Source organism: Gallalistipes aquisgranensis (assembly GCF_014982715.1).
Lineage (GTDB): Bacteria > Bacteroidota > Bacteroidia > Bacteroidales > Rikenellaceae > Gallalistipes > Gallalistipes aquisgranensis.
In genome coordinates this window covers 415,743-437,045 of record NZ_JADCJY010000001.1, presented here as the reverse complement: position 1 = coordinate 437,045, position 21,303 = coordinate 415,743, and the positions used below count along the sequence as shown (strand labels likewise).

Genomic DNA, 21,303 nt, shown 5'->3' with positions numbered 1-21,303 from the left:
GTCGTCTGTCTGTTTTGTCCAAAAATAGAAACTTTTTCAACACAAACAAAGCCAAAGAAAGAGGACGGAGCGGAAAAACTTCCGCCCGTCCTCTTTTGGCATAAATAGGTCCTCCGAAAAATTACCGTATCTCCTTCGCGGCTTTTTTCCGATCCGCCCGGGTTTGGCGCGTAGCCTTTTCATAGACGGAATCGTACACCTTCATATCCTTCTCGCGCAGCGTATTTTCACCGCGGCCGCCGCCCAGCGCATGGTAGAGGTTCACCACCGCCTCCATCCGCTGATAATCGTCCTGCACACCCGAAAGCTGTGCACTCAAAAGCGACTGCTGGGCCGTAATCACCTCCAGGTAGGTGGCCGATCCGATCTGCATCAACTCCTTGGTATAGTCCACCGACTTCTCCAGCGAGGATATCTGCTGATCGCGCCATACGCCCTTGTCGTCCGCCGTCTTGTACTGGTAGAGGGCATTGCTGACCTCCGAACCGGCATTCAGCAGCGCATACTGGAACGCCAGACGGGCCTCCTCCTGCTGGGCTTTGGCCACATTGAGCCGTGCCCGGTTGGCGCCCTTGGCGAAAAGAGGCTGCACGAGCGACGCGGTAGCCGTGGCGATCATCTTACCGGGATTGATTACCATCGAACCGGCATCGTTGGTCCATCCGAAAGCTCCCGTCAACGAAAGTCCGGGGTAGAACGAAGCACGGGCCACATTGGTATTGGCATAAGCCGTAGCCAACGCCATTTCGGCCTGTTTCACGTCCGGACGGTTCGACAGCAGCTGGACGGGAATCCCCGCAGCCAACCGGTCGGGCAGCCGCTGTTCTTCGATCGTGCCGCGGTCGATCGCCTGCGGCGTCTGGCCGAGCAGGATCGAGAAAGAGTTCTCCGTCTCCCGGATACTCTGCTTCAGATCGGAGAGGGAAGCCACCACCGAGAAGTAGTTGGCCTCGGCCTGTACAACGCCCGCTTCGTTGGTCATACCGGCCGACTTGAGCGATTTCATCATCTCCACCGTGAGCTTCAGGTTCTCGGCCGTCTCCTCGCTGATCGAGAGCTGGCGGTCGAGCATCAGCAGCGTGTAATAGAGATTGGCGACCGTGGCGATCACCTGCGTCCGGACACCCTGGCGCCCGGCTTCGCTCTGCAGCAGGGCGGCCTTGGCCCCCCGTTTCGAGTTCAGCAGTTTGCCGAAAAGGTCCACCTCCCAACTGGCCGACAGAGGCAGTTGGTACGTCCACGTGGCCTTCCTCTTGTCGAAGCTCGCCACCGTTCCGCTGGGGGCCAGCGAGAAGCCCGGGGCAAACGCCGAACGGGCCGAGGTCAACTGGGCCTGCGCTTCCTTCACGCGCAGGATGGCCGTCTGCAGATCAATGTTGTTATCGAGCCCCTGCTGAATCAGTTTCTGCAACTTGGCGTCGGTGAAAACCTCCTGCCAGGGCAGATTGCCCATGTTCGTCGTATCGCCGCGCAGGGTGTCGTTCACCGAAACGGTATCGCGGTAGAGCCCCTGCACCTTCATGTCGGGGCGCTTGTAGGGCCGGTAGATGTTACAGCCGCTCAGCACCACGGTCACGGCCAACACGGCCGTCACCCCCGCATATCTTTTCATTCCCATAATCTTTTTCATCGTTTGTTACTGTTACTCTTCGACATAACCCTTGAACTCGGCATCCACCTCGCTCGAATCGGGATCGTTCCACTGAATCGGTTTCACCCGCTCCTGCAGATACTGGAAGGCCACGAACAGGGTGGGCACGATGAAGATCTGGCAGATCATACCGATCAACATACCGCCCACGGCTCCGGCACCCAGCGTGCTGTTACCGTTGGCACCCACGCCTTTGGCGAACATCAGCGGCAACAGTCCGACCACCATGGCCAGCGAGGTCATCAGGATAGGCCGCAGACGGGCTGCCGCACCCAGCATGGCCGCCCACGAAAGGGTCATTCCCATCTTGCGCCGGTCGAGCGCGAACTCCACGATCAGGATGGCGTTCTTGGCAAGCAGACCCATCAGCATGATCAGCGAGATCTGGAGGTAGATATTGTTCTCCAGCCCCATCATCCGGGCGAAGAGGAAGCTGCCCACCAGACCGAACGGAATGGAAAGAATCACGGCCAGCGGCAGAATGTAACTTTCGTACTGGGCGCTCAGCAACAGGTACACGAACACGAGACAGAGGACGAAGATGATCGCCGTCGTACTCGTACCGGTGCTCTGCTCCTCACGGGTCATGCCCGAATATTCGTAACTGTATCCGAACGGCAGCGTTTCGCGGGCCACCTCCTCGATCGCGGCGATCGCCTCGCCCGAAGAGTAGCCGTCGGCCGGCGCACCGTTCACTTTCATGGAGGTGAACAGGTTGAACCGGTTGATATTGTCCGGACCGTACACCTTGCGCAGGGTCACGAACTGGGTGATCGGCGCCATCTCGCTGCCGTTGCGCACCTTGATGCTGTTGAGCGTCTCGGGGTTGATACGGAACGCGGGATCGGCCTGGATCATCACACGGTAGAGCTTACCGAAACGGTTGAAGTTCGACGCATAGATACCGCCGTAGTAACCCTGCAGCGTGGTCAGAATGTCGCTCGGACTGAGTCCCGCCTGCTTACACTTGGCGGCGTCGATGTCCACCATGTATTGCGGGAAGGTCGGGTTGAACGAAGTCTGTGCCGACGCGATTTCGGGACGTGCCTGCAAAGCGGCGAGGAAATTGTTCGCCACCTCGAAGAAGTCGTCCAGGCTGCCGCCCGTACGGTCCTGAAGGTTGAACTCGAAACCGTTGGTGATACTGTAACCGGGAATCATCGGGGGCGAGAAGAGCAGTACCCGCGCATCCTTGATCGAGTGCATGGCCTGCATGTAGAGCATGCCCACCACCGAGTTCACGTCCATTCCCTCGCCCTCGCGCTCTTCGAACGGTTTGAGCCTTCCGATGATCGTACCGTAGTTGCTGCCCTGTCCGGCCAGGAAACTGTATCCCGTGATCGTGGTGCGGCTCTGCATGGCGGGATGCGATCCCACCAGGCTGTCCACCTGTTTCATAATCGCATTCGTTCGTTCCTGCGACGTTGCAGGCGGAAGGTCCACCACAGCGAAGATCGTACCCGTATCCTCGTTCGGCACCAGACCGGTCGGGGTGAACTTCATGAACAGCATCAGCACCACGATACTCAGAGCCACCGTTCCGAACGACATCCAGCGGTGATGGATGAAGAAAAGCACGCCGTTCTTGTACTTCTTCAGGGTCGTTTCATAAGCCGCATTGAACGACGTATGGAAACGGTCTATCAGCGAGGGTTTCTTTCCGGTTCCTTTCTGGTGCGGTTTCAACAGCACGGCACACAGCGCGGGGGTCAGCGTCAGGGCGTTCAGCGCCGAAATACCGATGGCGAAGGCCATCGTCAGACCGAACTGACGGTAGAAGGTACCCGACGTACCGGACATGAAGCTCACCGGGATGAATACGGCCATCATCACCATCGTGATGGAGAGGATGGCGCCCGAAAGTTCGCTCATGGCGTCGATCGAAGCCTTTCTGGCCGAAGTGTAACCCTGGTCCAGTTTGGCGTGTACTCCTTCGACCACCACGATGGCGTCGTCGACCACGATCGCAATCGCAAGGATCAGAGCGCACAGAGTCAGCAGGTTGACACTGAACCCGATAATGTAGAGCAGGAAGAAAGTGCCGATCAAAGACACAGGAATGGCAATGGTCGGAATCAGCGTGGAACGGAAATCCTGCAGGAAGATATACACCACGAGGAACACCAGAATGAAGGCCTCGATCAGCGTCTTGAGTACTTCGTGGATCGACGCGAAGAGGAAGTCCGTGGTATCCATCATGATCTCGATCTTTATACCGGGAGGCAGCTGCCTCTGAATCTCCTCGAGCTGAACCTTGATGTCGGCCACGATCTCCGTGGCGTTCGACCCGGCCGTCTGGAAGATCATACAGGTCACACCGTCATGGCCATTGATAATGTTATTGAAGCCATAAGTCAGACGTCCCAGCTCCAGCGTGGCGATGTCCTTCAGGCGAAGTACCTCGCCGTCCGGAGTGGCCCGGATCACGATATCCTCGAACTCCTGTTCGGACTGGAGGCGTCCCCGGTATTTCATCACGTACTGGAACGACTGGTTGCCCTGTTCGCCGAACTGACCGGGAGCGGCCTCGATATTCTGCTCCGAAAGGGCAGCGATCACATCGGTCGGCATCAGGTTGTACTGGGCCATCACGTCCGGCTTGAGCCAGATACGCATCGAATAGTCGGAACCCATCACCATCACGTCGCCCACGCCGTTCACACGCTTGATGATCGGCACGAGGTTGATGGAGGCATAATTCTCGATGAACTGTGTATCGTACTTGTCGTCGGAACTGTAAATAGAGAAACCGAGCAACATACTGGTCTGACGCTTGGAGGTGATCACACCCACCTTCGTCACCTCGGCAGGCAGCAGGTTCTGTGCTTTCGCCACACGGTTCTGCACGTTCACCGCCGCCATGTCGGGGTCGGTTCCCTGCTTGAAATAGACCGTAATGGTGGCACTACCAGTATTGGTGGCCGTCGAAGTCATGTAATCCATGTCCTCCACACCGTTGATCTCCTCCTCCAGAGGGGCGATCACGGAGTTCAGCACGGTTTGCGCATCGGCACCGGTATAGGTCGTGGACACCTGCACCGTCGGAGGCGCAATGTCCGGATACTGCATGACAGGCAACGATACGAGGCCCAAAATACCCAGTATGACGATTATCACGGAGATAACCGTCGAAAGGACGGGACGGTTAATAAATTTATCTAATCTCATAATTCTCTTTCTGTAATTATTTTACCGATCATACCGTTCAACGGAACAGTACGCCCTATTCGGCGGCCTCCCCTGCTTTCCCGGCCTCTGCGGCAGGCTGCACAGCGGCGGCTGCACCTTTCTCCACAGGCTGAATCTTCATGCCCTCGCGCAGCGAAACCACACCTTCAACCACGATCTTTTCACCGGGATTCAGACCGCCCGTCACCACATATTCCGCACCGTTGTCAACCGGAGATATCTGAATCTCACGCGTAGACACGGTGGCGCTGTCGGTCACCACATACACGAACTTCTTGTCCTGCAATTCGAAAGTGGCTTTCTGGGGCACCGTCAGAACCGAATCCATCTGCATGGGAACCAACACGTTACCCGTTCCGCCGCTACGCAGGATATTCTTGTCGTTGGGGAAAGTGGCCCGGATCGAAGCGGCACCCGTGCTCTTGTCGATCACGCCGCTCAGCGTCTCGACACGTCCCTTGGCGGGATAGATCGAACCGTCGACCAGCTTGAGCTGCACCTCGGGCATCGCGGCGAGCAACTCCTTCACCGTACCGCCGTTCCGCACGAACTTGAGCAGGTCTTTCTCGGTCATCGAGAAGTAAACGTACATCTTGGAGATATCCGATACCGTGGTCAGCGGCTGTGCCGACGAAGCGCTCACCAGCGCTCCCACCCGGTAGGGGATCGTTCCCACCACACCGGCCGAAGGACTGGCCACGGTCGTGAACTCCAGATTCTGACGGGCGGAAATCAACTGGGCCTTTGCCTGGGCCAGCTGAGCCTCGGCCGTGCGCAGATTGTTCTGGGCGGTCAAAAGATCATATTCCGAAATGATATTCTTGTTATACAGGTCCTGTTTGTTGTTCAGCGTCAGTTTCGAAGTAGCCACAGCAGCTTCGGACATCTTCACGGCAGCCTCGGCAGAGCGCACGGCAGCCTCATACTGCACCTTGTCGATCAGAAAGAGCGCCTGCCCTTTTTTCACCACCGCACCTTCATCCACACACAGCTTGGTGATGTAACCGCTCACCTGGGGACGAATCTCCACGTCCTGCATACCCTGAATGGAGGCAGGATAGGAGGTGTTCAGACTCACCGAAGTGGGCTCCAGCGTCTGTACCGCATAGGCTTTCACACCGCCCATGCCCATTCCCCGCTGGTTCCCACCGCAGGAGACCGCGGCCAGCGCCATCGAAGATAAAACCATCACACGGGCGAGCGAACCTGTCACTCCCCGCACGTTTCCGTTCCGTTTGCTTAAAACTCTTCTACTCATACTATTTGATCTTGAACGTTACATTCACTCTTTTGAACGGGCAAATTTAGTATTTATTTCGCAGATAAATACTCTTTTACATCCGGCGGTACCCGGAACGTACTGAAAGTTTTCCGAAAACCGGTCTTCAAAACACACTGGTTTCCAAATATATGCCAAAAAGGTCGTCGGATAATATATTTTTCAAAAAAAATTGAAAGTTTTCTGTACTTTTTTCAGAAACGCCCCGTCCGCCCTCCCCAGAAAGCATCGGAAGGGAGAAAACCCGGAAAAATTTTCTATCTTGTGTCGTTTTTCCGCTCCGGCGGACCCCAAAAACGCAAACCGATGACAACCGGACAATTCGAACTCTTTCTCTGGATCATGATCGCCCTCGCCGCGGTCGTTTTCGTGGCGCTTTACTTCGTCAAGGCAGGATACGGCATGTTGCGCGACGGGCGCTGGGGACCGAAGATCGACAACCGGGTGGGATGGATCGTGATGGAAGCGCCCGTTTTCGTGGCCATGACGCTGCTGTGGTGGTTCTCCGACCGCCGGGACGATGCGGTGCGGCTCGTCTTTTTCGGGCTGTTCCAGCTCCATTACCTGAACCGGGCCTTCGTCTATCCGCTGCTGATCCGCACGCCGAGCCCCATGCCCCTGGGCATCGTCACGATGGGCGTGGTGTTCAACGTACTGAATGCCTGTATGCAGGGCGGATGGATATTCTATTTCTCACCGGAGGAGGCCTACCCGCTTTCATGGCTCGGTTCGCCCCAATTCCTCGCCGGCACCCTACTCTTTTTCGCAGGCATGGCGATCAACCTCCACTCCGACCATGTCATCCGCCACCTGAGAAAGCCGGGCGACAGGAACCACTACCTGCCCCGCGGCGGATTTTTCCGCTACGTCACCTCGGCCAACTATTTCGGAGAGATCGTCGAATGGACTGGATTCGCCGTTCTGACCTGGTCGCTGGCGGGAACGGCCTTCGCCGTATGGACGTTCGCCAACCTCGTTCCCCGGGCCAACACCATCTGGCACCGTTACGGAGAGATGTTCGGAGAAGAGATGCGCGGGAAAAAACTGAAACGGGTGATACCTTATATATATTAAAATAAAAAAACGGGGCCGGATACGTCCGCCACGATCATACAAATACGTCAATCCTGACCGGTACGGCCGGCAGGCAAAAAGGATAAGGCATGAAGGATTCGCTACTTTTCACGGAGGGGAAGATCGGCCCCCTCAGACTGCGCAACCGGACGATCCGGGCCGCCGCATTCGAAGGCATGTGTGCAGGAAACGGCCCCACACAACTGCTCTACGACTACCACCGCAGCGTAGCGGCCGGAGGAATCGGCATGACCACGCTGGCCTACGCTTCGGTCACACGCAACGGTCTTTCGTTTCCGCACCAGCTCTGGATGCGGCCGGAAGCGGTGCCGGGACTGCGGCGCATCACAGACGCCATCCATGCCGAAGGCGCGGCGGCCTCGATTCAGATCGGCCACTGCGGCAATATGTCCAAACCGGGTATGGCGGGTGAAACGCCCGTCTCCGCCTCTTCGGGATTCAACCTCTATTCGCCCACGTTCGTGAGGGGGCTCCGGGCCTCCGAACTGCCCGAAATGGCGAAAGCCTTCGGACAGGCCGTCCGCCTGGCACGCGAAGCGGGTTTCGACGCAGTGGAGGTGCATGCCGGACACGGGTACCTTATCAGCCAGTTCCTTTCGCCCTATACCAACCGGCGCCGGGACGAGTACGGAGGTCAGCTCGGAAACCGCATGAAATTCATGCGCATGTGCATGGACGAAGTGATGGAGGCGGCGGGCAGCGATATGGCCGTGCTGGTGAAAACCAACATGCGGGACGGTTTCCGGGGAGGGCTCGAAATCGACGAGTGCCTCGAAGTGGCCCGGGCGCTGGAAGCCTCGGGGGCCCACGCGCTGGTACTCAGCGGCGGATTCGTGAGCAAGGCCCCGATGTACGTCATGCGGGGAGAGATGCCGATCCGTTCGATGACATGGTACATGCATCCGTGGTGGCTGCGCTGGGGCGTGCGGATGGTCGGACGGTGGATGATTCCCTCGGTGCCCTTCAAAGAGGCCTATTTCTACGAGGATGCGCTCCGTTTCCGCGAGGCGCTGAAACTGCCGCTGGTCTATGTGGGCGGCCTCGTATCGCGCGAAAAGATCGACATGGTACTCGACTCGGGATTCGAATTCGTAGCGATGGCGCGGGCCCTGCTCAACACGCCGGATTTCGTGAACCGCATGAAGGCCGGTGAGGCGTGCTGCGACTGCGGGCACTCCAACTACTGCATCGCCCGGATGTACTCGCGCGAAATGGCCTGCCACAAACACCTGAACGACCTGCCCGGCTGCCTGAAACGGGAAATCGAGCGGTTGGAAGGCAAATAAAACGGATAAAAACATGAAAGAGACGGAATCCTCTCTCCGCCGACGGGCGCTGGTCACGGGAGCCAGTTCCGGAATCGGCCTCGAATATGCCCGACAACTGGCGGCGCGGGGCTTCGACCTGCTGCTGGTGAGCAACCAGGAGGCCGAACAGCAACACGTGGCCTCGGAACTGGCCGGACGGTACGGGATCGACGCCCGGCCGCTCTGCATGGACCTCTCGCGCAGGGAAGCCGCCGAAGAGTTGTACGGATACTGCGAACGGGAGGGAATGGAGATCGAGATACTGATCAACAACGCGGGCATCTTCTTTTTCGACGACGTCGTCGAGGTGAACACCTCCCGGCTCGAAACGATGACGGGCCTGCACATGGCCACTCCCACCCTGCTCTGTCACCTGTTCGGCAGAGCGATGAAACGGCGGGGACACGGCCATATCCTCAACATGGCTTCGATGGCGGCTACATTCGCGGTGCCCGGCATCGCGGTCTATGCGGCCAGCAAAAGTTACCTGAAAATCTTTTCGAAAGCGCTGTACAACGAACTGTACGACTACGGGGTTACCGTAACAGCCGTCTGTCCGGGCGCCGTAGCTACCGATCTCTACGGGCTTCAGCCCCGACTCCAGCGGCTGGGCATCCGGCTGGGCATCCTGATGCGGCCCGAACGGCTGGCACGGAAAGGACTGCGGGCGATGTTCCGCGGGAAACGGTGCGTCATGCCGGGGGCGATCAACCGGCTGTTCGTCCTCATCCCGCCGCTGATTCCCTCCCCGCTGGTACGGTGGATCAAACGTCACGCAGGATTTTACCGCTATGGAAGATAAAAAACCGCATACCGCAGGAACGGACACTTCCCCCGCCGGGACCGCCCGCCCCGGAAGAACGGATGTTCCCGAACCGGCATCCGGCAGGGCGGCAACCTGCACACCGTCCTCTCCGGCAGGACCCTCGTCCGGCTCTGAGAGGGAAGGCTGGTATGTGGTGACCGGAGCGAACGCCGGTATGGGCCGGGCACTGGCTGAGGAGCTGGCCTTCGCAGGGAAACGGGTCGTCATGGCCTGCCGCAGCATGGAGCGGAGCATGCCCGTCCGGGACGAAATCGCGACCGCGACTGAAAACCCGGACATCCGGCTGCTGCCGCTCGACCTCTCCTCGTTCGGTTCGATCCTTGCTTTCGCAGGGAGACTGGAAAGCGACGGAATCGCCGTAAAGACCTTAATCAACAACGCAGGTGTGATGAACGGAGAGTTTCGCACCACGGCGGACGGACTGGAGCAGACCATAGGAGTGAACTACACCGGCACCTGGCTGCTGACCCGTCTGCTGCTGCACCGCATGGGGCCCGGAAGCCGGATCGTGAACACCCTCTCCTGCACGTGGCGCATCGGCCGGCTGGGCCGCGACCCGTTGCGGCCCAAAGCTGAAAACTACTCCCGTTTCGGAGCCTATTCCCGTTCGAAACTCGCCCTGTTGCTCTTCACGCTGGAACTGGCCGACCGGATGAAGGAACACGGTATCGGCGTCTGGGGCGCCGACCCGGGGGTGGTGAGCACGGGGATGATTACGATGGGCCGCTGGTTCGATCCGCTGGCCGATCTTCTCTTCCGGCCGCTGATCCGCACGCCCCGGCAGGGTGCCGACACGTCCCTGTGGCTGGCACTCGGAGGTGCGGCACCGGAAGGAGCCGTCTATTACGCCGGCCGCCGGCCGAAACGACTCCCCCGGCGGGTGACCGGCTCACCCTGCCGCCGCACGCTGTGGGAGGAAACGGAACGGCTGGTCCGGGAAAAAACCGGTCTCGAAGAGATCTAAACGACACCATACCATGAAAAAAACATCTATTCCGGCCTTGCTGCTGATGTTATCGGTCACGGCCGCGGCCCAAGAGGCCAAGACACCGAAAGAGGTGGAGGGGACGACGGTGAAAACGGTCGTCATCCGCGACACGCAGAACAATCCCCTGCCCCTGCCCGAATTCGGGAAGAAGAACCTGCTGATCTTCTATGTCGACCCCGACCACTACAAACAGAATGAGGAGTTCGTGGATTACCTGACGAAAAATCCGGTGGAAGGTCCCACACTGCGGGGTTACGGGGTGACCAACCTCAAGGACGCCCCCCTGCTGCCCAACAGCGTGCTCCGCGCCGTGATGCGTTCCAAGCAGAAATCGACCGGAGCGGCCATCTACACCGATCCCGACCACAGCCTGCGCGACGGATGGAATCTGGGCGACTGCAACAACAAGTTCGTCGTCCTGCTGGTCAGCCGGAACGGCGTGATCGACTTCTTCCGCTACGGGGATTTCACCGAACAGGACAAAAAGGATTTCTTCCGGGTCATCGAAAAATACAGGGCCGAAGAGAAGAAATAGACCCGCCCGACAAAGCCGGATACGCGGAAGCGGCAAACCGCTTCCGCGTATCCTCCATCCGGGAAGGCGGATACCGGACCCTGCCCGTCTCTGCACGGTTTCCGGAAACCGTGTTTTGATTTCTCCCTTTTTTTCGCTATATTTGTCCGAAGTACAGTTTCCCGGCGGCGGCACTGCACAATTCTTGCGGTCGATTCTCCGACCCTCGCGCACGAGCCCGCCCCGTTTCCGGGACGATCAGCTCTACATGCTCGGTGCCGCACGCGGAAAGTTCTGCGGGATATTGCCGTATCCCCCTTTCCGGAGAAAAACGGGATGCCCTGACTTCGAACGAAGAGACGAAAAACAGAGACAGGCTATGACATTACACGAATTACTGACACTGCCCACGAAACGGATCGTGGAGCATTTCCGCCGCAAATATCCGCAGATCGCCGCATTGGCCGACGAGTCGCCCGACGCAGAGTCGTTCCGCGACGGACTCCGCCGCTGCCTGGACGAAAGGAACGGGGAGCGACCGACCCCGGCCCGGGAGGCCGAAGTACACCTGCGCCGGCTGCTCGAGGCGGAGGGGACGACCGTAACCGACCTTTCGACCGGCGAGAAGGTACCTTGCCGTACGCTCGCCCTGCTGCGGGGAGCGCTCCGGGGCGAAGAGACCCATCCGGATTTCATGCTGGAGATGACCGAACTGTTCCGGCAGCTGGAAGGGCATGAATATCCCGTTCCTAACCGGATCGCCGTGGCCCGGGAAGCCGGACGCTGGGTTTCGGGGCTCGACCCGCAGGTGCGGGCCGTGCGGGAGCGGAACAAGGAACGGATCATCGACCTGCTGATCGAAAAAGTGGAGCACAGGACGGGCACCCAAAGCCGGTTCGTTTTCCCGGAGGGTCTCTCCCGGGAGGAGAAACGCGAGACGATCGGCCGGTGGTGGAACGACCACCGTTTCCACCTGGCGATGGCCGTGCGTTCCCCCCGTGAACTGAACCGCATGCTGGGCGGATCGCTCTCCCGCGAGACGATGGAACTGCTGCAGGAGGCCCGGCACAAGGAGATTCCCTTCTTCGTGACCCCCTACTACCTCTCGCTGCTGAATCCGGGCCCCGACGGGTACGACGACCGGACGATCCGCAGTTACGTGATCTACTCCCCGGAGCTGGTGCGGACCTACGGGACGATCCGGGCCTGGGAGAAGGAGGACATCGTGGAGGCCGGCAAACCCAATGCGGCAGGATGGATCGTACCGGGACACAACATCCACCGGCGCTATCCGGACGTGGCGATCCTCATTCCCGACTCGATGGGCCGGGCCTGCGGCGGGCTGTGCGCCCCCTGCCAGCGAATGTACGATTTCCAGAGCCGGAGGCTGGGGTTCGAATTCCAGAACCTGAAACCCAACGAACATTGGAATACGAAACTGCGCAAACTGATGCGCTATTTCGAAGAAGATTCCCAACTGAAGGACATCCTCATCACGGGCGGGGACGCGCTGATGAGCCGCAATGCCACGCTGCGGGGTATTCTGGAGGCGGTTTACCGCATGGCCCTGCGCAAGCGCCGGGCCAACGCCCGGAGACCGGAGGGAGAGAAATACGCCGAACTGCAACGGGTGAGGCTCGGCACGCGCCTGCCAGCCTACCTGCCCATGCGGATCGACGATGAACTGGTGAGTATCTTGCGGAGTTTCAAGGAACGGGCTTCGGAAGCGGGCGTACGGCAATTCATCATCCAGACCCACTTCGAATCGCCCCTGGAGATCACGCCCGAGGCACGCGAAGGCATCCGCCGGTTGCAATCGGCCGGGTGGATCGTCACCAACCAGTTGGTATTCACGGCAGCCGCCTCGCGCCGGGGACACACCGCACGCCTGCGGCAGATGCTCAACCGGGAAGGAGTGATCTGCTACTACACCTTCTCGGTGAAAGGTTTCGGGGAGAACTATGCCCTGTTCGCACCCAATGCCCGCTCGATGCAGGAACAACGGGAGGAGAAACGCTACGGAGGGATGACGCCCGAAGAGGCCCGTGAGTTGATGCGGACATTCGGACATCCCGAACAGCTCCGTACCCGGCTGAGGGAGTTCATGCAGGGGAAAGGCCTGCCCTTCCTGGCGACCGACCGCAGCGTGCTCAATCTGCCCGCCATCGGAAAGAGCATGACCTTCATCCTCGCAGGCCTCACCCCGGACGGCAGGAGAATCCTCCGATTCGACCACGACCGCGGCCGGCGCCACAGTCCGGTGATCGACCACATGGAGCACGTCTACATCACGGAAAACAAGTCGCTGGCGGCCTATCTGCGCCAACTGGCCGGAATGGGAGAAAATCCCGACCACTACCGAACGCTGTGGAGTTACCGGGACGGGGAGACGGAACCCCGTTTCGCCCTGTTCGAATACCCGGACGACGGAGTGCAGGTCACCTCCGCAATCACCAATATCGCCCCGGACGCGATCTGACCCGCAGGGAAAAGCCTACACTTTCGTCCGGGCCGCCCTTTCGGCCTCGAGCTGTGCCCGCGACTTACTGAGGGTCACGATATAGACCCCGGAAAAGACCAGCACGGCGGCAACGCCCTTCACCCAGTTCATCGAATCGAGACCGATCAGCACGGCCACGAGCGAGGCGACCAGCGGCTGCACGTAGTTGTACATGCTCACCACCGTGGGACGCAGCGTCCGCTGCCCCACGGGAATCAGCATGTAGGAGAGGAACGTGGCGCCGCAGACCACGTAGGCCACGCGCAGGGAGACATCCCACGTGAAACGGGAAAAGTCGGTGGATATGAAATCGTCCCAGCAGAAAGTCAGGTTGCACAGAGCCGCGAAGAGGAACATCCACTTCATCAGCGTCACGGAGGAGTAACGGCCGATCAGTTTTTTGAACAGCACCAGATAGGTGGCGAACGAGGCGGCACTCAACAGACAGAGCAGGTTCCCGGCCAGGTGCGACTCGCCTCCCGAGGCGCCTTGTCCGCCCGTAATCAACATGATGGCTCCCGAAGCCCCCACCAGCACGCCGATCACCTTTTTCCATGTGATGGGTTCCTTCAAGTAGAGGGCGGAGATAATCATGGTGATGATCGGCACGGTCGTCGCCACGATCGAGGCATCGACCGGAGCGGTCATCGACAGGCCGATCAGGAAACTCACCTGGTTGAGCTGCACGCCGAACAGCGAAGCGGCGAACAGCAGCAGCACATCGCGCAGGGGCACCTTTTCCCGGCGGCAGAAAAGCGACGCGATCCAGAAAAGAACCGCCGCACCGCCCATACGGAACAGGTTCAGCGTGTAGGGCGTCACGAAATCGAGCGAAAGCACCGTCTTCGAGATCGGCATATTGAGGCCGAAAATCACATTGGCACCCAGCAGCGCCAAATGGCCGGAAAGTTTCTTGTCGTCGGTCATCATCCTTTCATTTTGGGCGCAAAAATACGAAACAGTTCGCAGATAACGCAACCTTCCGCCGAAATAGAGCGAAGTCCGGAAAAATTCCCGGATTATTTCATCATACAAATAGGATAAATAAAAATAACCCTTATATTTGTCAGACAAACGACAGCTATCCGAACACACGAACGATGAAACCACTCGACCACACTGAAATACGGGGTAACTGGGCCACCCTGCTGCTGGCTACGGGTCCGGACGGGACAATGGATTACGCCCGGCTGGAAGAGGAGATCGACATACTGATCGACTCCCGCCCCTGCGGTATCTATTCGAACGGCACGGCCGGAGAATTCTACTCCCAGGACGAAGAGGAGTTCCTGCACATCAGCGAACTGCTCTCCGCCAAATGCGAGGCGGCCGGAGTACCCTACCAAATCGGCGTGAGCCATCCCTGCGCCCAGCGTTCGCTGGAACGGCTGCGGGCCGTCCGCCGTCTGAAACCGGGAGCCGTGCAGGTGATCCTGCCCGACTGGTTTCCCGTGAGCGACGCCGAAGCCGTCGATTTTCTGAAAGTCATGGAACAGGAAGCCGAAGGGATTCCGCTGGTACTCTACAATCCGCCCCACGCCAAACGGAGGCTGGCGCCCGGAGAGTGGATGGTCCTCAAACGGGAAATACCGTCGCTGGCAGGCGTCAAAGTGTTCGACAACGACTGCGACCCGGCATGGTACGACACGGTAAACCGCGAAGTACGGGGTCTTTCGGTCTTCGTCCCGGGACACCATCTGGCCACGGGTGTCCGGGCCGGCATGCACGGAGCCTACTCGAACGTGGCCTGCCTGAACCCGTATGCCGCCCAGCGATGGTATGAACAGATGCTTTCCGACCTGCCGGGAGCCCTCGAACTGGAAAAACGGATCGGACTCTTCATGGCGAGCTGCATCACGCCCTTCATCACCGAACATCACTATCCCAACCATGCCTGCGACCGGTTCATGGCGCTCGTGGGCGGCTGGTGCGACGCGGGCGACAGGCTCCGGTGGCCCTACCGGTCGATCCCGGCCGACTACGCGGAAACGGTACGCCGGAAGGCCCGGAACATCATCCCCGAATTCTTTCCGGCCTGAAGCGGCAGCGCTCCGGCATCCGCGGGCACGGCGAAGGTCGCCGTGCCCTATTATCTATGACCACCGCTCACACGATCCTCGCCGGGGAACCGTAACCGGCATTGATCCGCTCCTGTCCGACTGGCAGTGGCTCCCGCCGTATCCTCCTGCGGCAGACAGGAGCGTATGCGGAGAACCTTCCTTTCTCCACCCGGGACGGAAGCGTTCGACGGCAAAAAACGGCCGTTCGTCCGATTCGTTTCGGGGTTCGGTTTTTGATGGGTATGTTTGCCGCAAACCAAAAACAGTAAGGCAGACATGATCCGGATCATACCGACAACCGCCGCCCTCCTGCTGCTGGCAGGGACTCTTTCCGCACAGGAGAGCGGATCGCAGCCGTGGACGCTGAAGCGCTGCATCGACTATGCGCGCCAGAAGAACATTCAGATCGAGGAGAGCCGCATCTCGGCCGAAATCTCCCGGGTGGAACTGCACGCTGCCAAAGGCCAGCGGCTCCCCTCGCTCGGGTTCAGCACTACGCAGAGCGTCATCAATCAGCGCCGGGAAAATGCCACGGGCGCCCTCGGTTCCGCCGCCAGTTACTCGGGTAACTACGGGTTGGACGCCGGATGGACCCTCTACAACGGAGGCAAGGTCAAAAACACCGTGCGTCAGCAGGAAGCACTCGTCCGGGGCGGACAGTACGACGTGAACAAGGCGGAGAACGACATCGAGATCGCCGTCACGCAGTACTACCTCGAAATCCTCTATGCCAACGAGGCACTGACCATCGCCCGCCAAACGCTGGAGGTTTCGCAGGCCGAACTGGCCCGGGCCGAAGAGCTCTGCAAGGCCGGGTCGATCTCGGTCAGCGACCTGGCTCAGATCAAGGCCCAGCGCAGCAGCGACAACTATCAGGTGACAGTAGCCGAAAACAGTCTCGCGCAGGCCCGCCTCGACCTGAAACAGCTGCTCGAACTGGGGCTCGACGAACCGTTCGAGGTCAGTTTCCCCGAACTGTCCGACTCGCAGGTGCTGTTGCCTGTCCCCACGCTGGCATCGGTTTACCGCACCGCACTGGAGACGATGCCCGAAATCCAGAGCAGCCGAACCGGCATCGAAGCGGCCGAACTCGAAGAGAAGATCGCCTCGGCAGCCCGTCTGCCGACCGTATCGCTCAGTGCAGGGATCGGAACGGGCAACTTCTCGGGATCGGGCATCTCGTTCGGCAACCAGCTCGACCGCAAATTCAACCAGAGTGCGGGGCTGAGCATCAGCGTTCCCATTTTCAGCAACCGGCAGGCCAGCAGCTCCATTGCCCGGGCCAAACTCCAGACCGTTTCGGCCCGTCTGGAACTCACGGCAGCGGAAAAGGAGCTGCTCAAAACGGTCGAATCGCTCCATCAAGACGTGGTGTCGGCCCAGAGCCGCTACCGGGCGGCCGAAGACCAGACCGAAGCCACTCGACAGAGCTACGAACTGGTCAGCAAACAGTTCGACGCCGGCATGAAGAACACCGTGGAACTGCTTACTGAGAAGAACAACTACCTCAGCGCCCAACGCGAACAGCTCCAAGCCAAATACCAGGCGATCCTGTCGCTCAAACTTCTCAATTTCTACCGGGGGGAATCCATCGAATTATAACGAAAAACAGATAGCAGAACCCATGAAAACAGGCAAGAAAATCGGAATCGCCGTCATCGTCCTCGCCCTCGTGGCAGGCACGCTGACCTGGGTACTCACCCGGGAGACGAAACCGCGCACGAGCTACGACACGACGACCGTGCGGCGGGGACAGATCATCAACACGGTAACCGCCACGGGAACGGTGGAGCCGATCGTACAGGTCGAGGTCGGCACACAGGTATCGGGCATCATCGACCATATCTATGCGGACTACAACTCGGTGGTCAAAAAGGGGCAGGTGATCGCCGAACTGGACCGTTCGACCCTACAGGCCGAACTGGAATCGAGCACCGCCACGTTGGAATCGAACAAGACCGAATACGAGTACCAGACCAAAAACTATCTCCGCACCAAAGGGCTGCACGAGAAAGGCCTGGTGAGCGACACGGAATTCGAAACGGCGGAATACAACTACATGAAATCGAAAAGCGCCTACGAAAAGTCACAGGCCGACATGTTCAAAGTGCGCCAGAACCTCGGCTACGCCACCATCACCTCGCCGATCGACGGAGTGGTGATCGGCCGCGAAGTGGAAGAGGGACAGACGGTGGCGGCGAGCTTCGAAACCCCCACCCTGTTCACCATTGCCAACGACCTGCGCCAGATGCGGGTGATCGCCGACGTGGACGAAGCGGACATCGGCAGCGTGGAGGACGGGCAGCGGGTGACCTTCACGGTGGACGCTTATCCGGACGACGTGTTCGAGGGTTCGGTGACGCAGGTCCGCCTGCAGGCCACCACCGAATCGAACGTGGTGACCTACGAGGTGGTGGTCGATGCCCCCAATCCCGACCTGAAGCTGAAACCGGGGCTGACGGCCAACATCACGGTCTATACGATGGAGAAGAACGACGTGCTGATCGTACCGGCCAAAGCCCTCCGCTTCACCCCCGAAGGGATGGAAGCACCCGAGGCCGACCCGGCGAATTACCGGGCCAAGACGCTCTGGCTGGACAACGGAGGAACGCTGAAAAGCGTGGCCGTGACGGCAGGGGACTCGGACGGTATCTTCACCGAAGTGACGGGAGAGATCAAGGAGGGAGACAAGGTGGTGACCGGACTCGGTATGGGAATCGCCGTAACGGAGGCCCAGAATCCGGAAGGGTCGAGCCCCTTCATGCCCCAGCCTCCCGGACAGCGGAAAAAGAAAAAATAATCGGTTCAACGGAGGAATCGTCTTATGGAAAAGTATATCATACGGGCTGAAAAACTACGGAGGGATTTCACGGTGGGCGAGGAGACGGTGCACGCCCTGCGGGGTGTATCGTTCGACATCGCACGGGGGGAGTTCGTCACCATCATGGGAACGAGCGGTTCGGGTAAATCCACCCTGCTCAACATTCTGGGTTGCCTGGACACACCCACCTCGGGCGAATACTACCTCGACGGAATCCGCGTGAGAGAGATGGGCCGCAACGACCGGGCCACGCTCCGCAACCGCAAGATCGGGTTCGTCTTCCAGTCCTACAACCTGCTGCCGAAGACCACGGCGCTGGAGAATGTGGAACTGCCGCTCTTCTACAATCCGGCGGTGAGCGCCCGGGAGCGGAAAGAGCGGGCCGAACAGGCACTCGTGGCCGTCGGACTGGCCGACCGCATCCAGCACCGTTCGAACCAGATGTCGGGCGGACAGCAGCAGCGGGTGGCCATCGCCCGAGCGCTGGTCAACAACCCCGTGATGATCCTGGCCGACGAGGCGACAGGAAACCTCGATACGCGCACTTCGTTTGAAATACTGACGCTCTTCCAGCGGCTGCACGCCGAAGGACGCACCATCGTCTTCGTGACGCACAACCCGGAGATCGCCCAGTTCAGCAGCCGCAACATCACCCTGCGGGACGGGAAAATCACGGAAGACGTGACCAATCCCGAAATCCGATCGGCCCGGGAAGTCCTCGAATCGCTGCCCGTGGAGAACAACTAAAACCGGAAGTAAGGAATGAACTACAACAATCTGATAAAGATCGCACTCAAGGCCCTTGCCAACAACAAGCTGAGGGGTTTCCTCACCATGCTCGGGATCATCATCGGCGTGGCCTCGGTGATCGCCATGCTGGCCATCGGACAAGGGTCGAAGCGGAGCATCCGCGAACAGATCTCCCAGATGGGATCGAACATGATCATGCTCCATCCGGGAGCCGACCGCCGGGGCGGCGTGCGCCAGAGCGCCAGCGACATGCAGACGCTCAAGATCGAAGACTACAACACCATCGTGCACGAAGCCTCCTATGTGAGCGCCGCATCGCCCACGGTGAACGCCAGCGGGCAGGCGATCAACGGAGCGAACAATGCCCCCACCTCGCTCTACGGCGTGAACGGCGACTATATGACCATCCGCAAGCTCTCGGTGGGCGAAGGCGAAATGTTCACCGACCAGGACGTGAAACGGGCCGCCAAGGTGTGCATCGTGGGAAAGACCGTGGTGGAGAACCTCTTCCCGAACGGGGAGGACCCGCTGGGCAAGACGATCCGGTTCGACAAGATTCCGCTGAAGATCATCGGGGTACTGACGCCCAAAGGCTACAATTCCATGGGACAGGACCAGGACGACCTGATCATCGCCCCCTACACCACCGTCCAGAAGCGGGTGCTGGCCATCACCTACCTGCACGGCATCTTCCTTTCGGCCGTGAGCGAGGAGTTGTCGGACAAGGCGATCGACGAACTGACGGCAATCCTGCGCCAGACCCACAAGATCAAACCCGGAGAGGAAGACAACTTCACGATCCGCTCGCAGGAGGAACTCAGCTCGATGCTCAGCAGCACGACCAACATGATGACCGTCCTGCTGGCCTGCATCGCAGGCATTTCACTGCTGGTGGGAGGCATCGGCATCATGAACATCATGTACGTCTCGGTGACCGAACGCACGCGGGAAATCGGCCTGCGCATGTCGATCGGCGCCAAAGGCCGGCATATCCTGTTCCAGTTCCTGATCGAAGCGGTCATCATCAGCGTCACGGGCGGCATCATCGGCGTGCTGCTGGGCGTAGGAGCGGCGGCGGTCATCAAATACGTGCTGAACTGGCCGGTTTTCGTACAACTCTACTCGGTGGTGCTCTCCTTCGCCGTCTGCACGCTGACGGGTATCTTTTTCGGCTGGTATCCGGCCCAGAAAGCCTCCCGGCTCGACCCGATCGAGGCCCTGCGTTACGAATAGACGAAAAATCATTATCTTGCATTCCCAAACCGCCATGAACATGCCACAATCCCGGCGCAACGATCTGCTGGTCGCCCTGATCCACGTCATCGGCTGGGGCATTCTTTTCGGACTGCCTCTGCTCGTGTCGCCGCGGGACGGCAACCCGATGACGTGGAACCGGTATCTGGGCTATATTTTCGTGCCCGCGGCCTTCATGATCGTCTTCTATGTCAACTATTTTCTGTTGATCGACCGGCTGCTGTTCCGTCGCAGGTGGCTCGTATTCCTGGGCGTCAACCTGCTGCTGATAGGGACGGTGTCGGGCCTGCTCCATCTCTGGCAGGGATACTATTTCTCCCATCTGGCCCAGATCACGAAACCTCTCCGGGGACCGAAACCGGACATGGTGATGTTCATCCTGCGCGACGCGACCATGATGATGCTGACGGGAGCCCTGAGCGTGGCGATCAAAACCACATCGGGATGGTACCGCACCCAGCAGGAGAAGGCCGAAATGGCGAAAGAGCGGACGGAAGCGGAACTGCGCAACCTGAAGAGCCAGCTCAATCCCCACTTCCTGTTCAACACGCTCAACAACATCTATTCGCTGATCGCCATCGACCGGGACCGTGCGCAATGGGCCGTACACAGCCTGAGCCGCCTGCTGCGCTACGTGCTCTATGACAACAACGAAAACAAAGTGCCGCTGGAGCAGGAGATCGCCTTCATCCGCAGTTACATCGAACTGATGAAACTGCGGCTGGCCGGAAACGTGACCGTAGAAGTCTCCCTGCCCGACGACTGCCGGGGAGTGCGCATCGCCCCGCTGCTGTTCATCACGCTGATCGAAAACGCCTTCAAACACGGGGTCAGCACGGAAAAGCCCTCATTCGTACGGATCAGGATCAGCCTGCGGGAAGACGACATCGTGATCTGCACGATCGAAAACAGCTGTTTCCCCAAATCGGACGACGACCGGAGCGGATCGGGCATCGGGATGCAGAATCTCCTGCGAAGGCTCAACCTGCTCTATCCGCAGGCCCACAGCCTGCGCCAGCAACAGATAGGCGGCACCTTTCTCACGCAACTGATCGTAAACCTGTAACCT

The 21,303-nt window shown here is 59.4% G+C and carries 16 protein-coding genes; 12 read left to right on the top strand and 4 right to left on the bottom strand.

Annotation, left to right across the window (positions count from 1 at the left end; translation table 11 throughout):
• Positions 1 to 121: 121 nt before the first annotated feature.
• From INF32_RS01545 to INF32_RS01535, 3 genes are read right to left on the bottom strand one after another with little or no spacing between them, the layout of a single operon-like run.
• Entirely contained in the window at positions 122 to 1,612 is a 1,491-nt protein-coding gene (locus INF32_RS01545; protein WP_226386659.1) for a TolC family protein, read from the bottom strand.
• Between the two features lie 30 nt (positions 1,613 to 1,642).
• Positions 1,643 to 4,819: an efflux RND transporter permease subunit gene (locus INF32_RS01540; RefSeq protein ID WP_226386658.1), complete on the bottom strand. Its 3,177-nt coding sequence runs from the start codon at positions 4,817 to 4,819 to the stop codon at positions 1,643 to 1,645.
• Positions 4,820 to 4,874: 55 nt separating this feature from the next.
• Positions 4,875 to 6,029: an efflux RND transporter periplasmic adaptor subunit gene (locus INF32_RS01535; protein ID WP_394368324.1), complete on the bottom strand. Its 1,155-nt coding sequence runs from the start codon at positions 6,027 to 6,029 to the stop codon at positions 4,875 to 4,877.
• Positions 6,030 to 6,425: 396 nt separating this feature from the next.
• On the opposite strand from INF32_RS01535, the gene INF32_RS01530 reads away from it, so the two are divergent.
• From INF32_RS01530 to INF32_RS01505, 6 genes are all read left to right on the top strand, one after another.
• Complete coding sequence (locus tag INF32_RS01530; protein ID WP_226386656.1) at positions 6,426 to 7,193, top strand: DUF1295 domain-containing protein; 768 nt, start codon at positions 6,426 to 6,428, stop codon at positions 7,191 to 7,193.
• Positions 7,194 to 7,282: 89 nt separating this feature from the next.
• Positions 7,283 to 8,500 (top strand): NADH:flavin oxidoreductase, encoded by a 1,218-nt coding sequence (locus tag INF32_RS01525; RefSeq protein WP_226386655.1) that lies wholly within the window; start codon positions 7,283 to 7,285, stop codon positions 8,498 to 8,500.
• 13 nt (positions 8,501 to 8,513) lie between these two features.
• Positions 8,514 to 9,323, top strand: a complete 810-nt coding sequence (locus INF32_RS01520) for an SDR family NAD(P)-dependent oxidoreductase (protein ID WP_226386654.1) — start codon at positions 8,514 to 8,516, stop codon at positions 9,321 to 9,323.
• 157 nt (positions 9,324 to 9,480) lie between these two features.
• Positions 9,481 to 10,311, top strand: coding sequence for an SDR family NAD(P)-dependent oxidoreductase (locus tag INF32_RS01515; protein WP_226386653.1), 831 nt, complete (start codon positions 9,481 to 9,483; stop codon positions 10,309 to 10,311).
• A 13-nt stretch (positions 10,312 to 10,324) separates the two neighbouring features.
• Positions 10,325 to 10,870 (top strand): hypothetical protein, encoded by a 546-nt coding sequence (locus INF32_RS01510; RefSeq protein WP_226386652.1) that lies wholly within the window; start codon positions 10,325 to 10,327, stop codon positions 10,868 to 10,870.
• Between the two features lie 358 nt (positions 10,871 to 11,228).
• The gene (locus INF32_RS01505) at positions 11,229 to 13,328 is read left to right on the top strand and encodes a KamA family radical SAM protein (protein ID WP_226386651.1); all 2,100 of its coding nucleotides are present in this window, start codon (positions 11,229 to 11,231) and stop codon (positions 13,326 to 13,328) included.
• Between the two features lie 15 nt (positions 13,329 to 13,343).
• Here the strand turns inward: INF32_RS01505 and INF32_RS01500 are convergent, their stop codons facing one another.
• A complete protein-coding gene (locus INF32_RS01500; RefSeq protein ID WP_317172651.1) occupies positions 13,344 to 14,276 on the bottom strand; it encodes a DMT family transporter in 933 nt (310 codons plus the stop codon).
• Between the two features lie 173 nt (positions 14,277 to 14,449).
• Here INF32_RS01500 and INF32_RS01495 point away from each other — a divergent pair, with 173 nt between their 5' ends.
• From INF32_RS01495 to INF32_RS01470, 6 genes are all read left to right on the top strand, one after another.
• Complete coding sequence (locus INF32_RS01495; protein ID WP_226386649.1) at positions 14,450 to 15,388, top strand: dihydrodipicolinate synthase family protein; 939 nt, start codon at positions 14,450 to 14,452, stop codon at positions 15,386 to 15,388.
• Positions 15,389 to 15,685: 297 nt separating this feature from the next.
• Entirely contained in the window at positions 15,686 to 17,011 is a 1,326-nt protein-coding gene (locus INF32_RS01490; RefSeq protein ID WP_226386648.1) for a TolC family protein, read from the top strand.
• 22 nt (positions 17,012 to 17,033) lie between these two features.
• On the top strand, positions 17,034 to 18,209 hold the full coding sequence (locus INF32_RS01485) for an efflux RND transporter periplasmic adaptor subunit (protein ID WP_226386647.1): 1,176 nt from the start codon (positions 17,034 to 17,036) through the stop codon (positions 18,207 to 18,209).
• 24 nt (positions 18,210 to 18,233) lie between these two features.
• The gene (locus INF32_RS01480; RefSeq protein WP_226386646.1) at positions 18,234 to 18,977 is read left to right on the top strand and encodes an ABC transporter ATP-binding protein; all 744 of its coding nucleotides are present in this window, start codon (positions 18,234 to 18,236) and stop codon (positions 18,975 to 18,977) included.
• A gap of 15 nt (positions 18,978 to 18,992) precedes the next feature.
• Positions 18,993 to 20,213 carry an ABC transporter permease gene (locus INF32_RS01475; RefSeq protein ID WP_226386645.1) on the top strand — a complete coding sequence of 407 codons (1,221 nt, stop codon included), beginning with the start codon at positions 18,993 to 18,995 and terminating at the stop codon, positions 20,211 to 20,213.
• A 34-nt stretch (positions 20,214 to 20,247) separates the two neighbouring features.
• Positions 20,248 to 21,300: a sensor histidine kinase gene (locus tag INF32_RS01470; protein WP_226386644.1), complete on the top strand. Its 1,053-nt coding sequence runs from the start codon at positions 20,248 to 20,250 to the stop codon at positions 21,298 to 21,300.
• Positions 21,301 to 21,303 lie beyond the last annotated feature (3 nt).

What these genes read in the sequence shown, in the direction of transcription:
- INF32_RS01545 (WP_226386659.1), bottom strand. Translation starts at nt 1,612, where the DNA reads ATGAAAAGATATGCGGGGGTGACGGCCGTGTTGGCCGTGACCGTGGTG.
- INF32_RS01540 (WP_226386658.1), bottom strand. Translation starts at nt 4,819, where the DNA reads ATGAGATTAGATAAATTTATTAACCGTCCCGTCCTTTCGACGGTTATC.
- INF32_RS01535 (WP_394368324.1), bottom strand. Translation starts at nt 6,029, where the DNA reads ATGGTTTTATCTTCGATGGCGCTGGCCGCGGTCTCCTGCGGTGGGAAC.
- INF32_RS01530 (WP_226386656.1), top strand. Translation starts at nt 6,426, where the DNA reads ATGACAACCGGACAATTCGAACTCTTTCTCTGGATCATGATCGCCCTC.
- INF32_RS01525 (WP_226386655.1), top strand. Translation starts at nt 7,283, where the DNA reads ATGAAGGATTCGCTACTTTTCACGGAGGGGAAGATCGGCCCCCTCAGA.
- INF32_RS01520 (WP_226386654.1), top strand. Translation starts at nt 8,514, where the DNA reads ATGAAAGAGACGGAATCCTCTCTCCGCCGACGGGCGCTGGTCACGGGA.
- INF32_RS01510 (WP_226386652.1), top strand. Translation starts at nt 10,325, where the DNA reads ATGAAAAAAACATCTATTCCGGCCTTGCTGCTGATGTTATCGGTCACG.
- INF32_RS01505 (WP_226386651.1), top strand. Translation starts at nt 11,229, where the DNA reads ATGACATTACACGAATTACTGACACTGCCCACGAAACGGATCGTGGAG.
- INF32_RS01500 (WP_317172651.1), bottom strand. Translation starts at nt 14,276, where the DNA reads ATGACCGACGACAAGAAACTTTCCGGCCATTTGGCGCTGCTGGGTGCC.
- INF32_RS01495 (WP_226386649.1), top strand. Translation starts at nt 14,450, where the DNA reads ATGAAACCACTCGACCACACTGAAATACGGGGTAACTGGGCCACCCTG.
- INF32_RS01490 (WP_226386648.1), top strand. Translation starts at nt 15,686, where the DNA reads ATGATCCGGATCATACCGACAACCGCCGCCCTCCTGCTGCTGGCAGGG.
- INF32_RS01485 (WP_226386647.1), top strand. Translation starts at nt 17,034, where the DNA reads ATGAAAACAGGCAAGAAAATCGGAATCGCCGTCATCGTCCTCGCCCTC.
- INF32_RS01480 (WP_226386646.1), top strand. Translation starts at nt 18,234, where the DNA reads ATGGAAAAGTATATCATACGGGCTGAAAAACTACGGAGGGATTTCACG.
- INF32_RS01475 (WP_226386645.1), top strand. Translation starts at nt 18,993, where the DNA reads ATGAACTACAACAATCTGATAAAGATCGCACTCAAGGCCCTTGCCAAC.
- INF32_RS01470 (WP_226386644.1), top strand. Translation starts at nt 20,248, where the DNA reads ATGAACATGCCACAATCCCGGCGCAACGATCTGCTGGTCGCCCTGATC.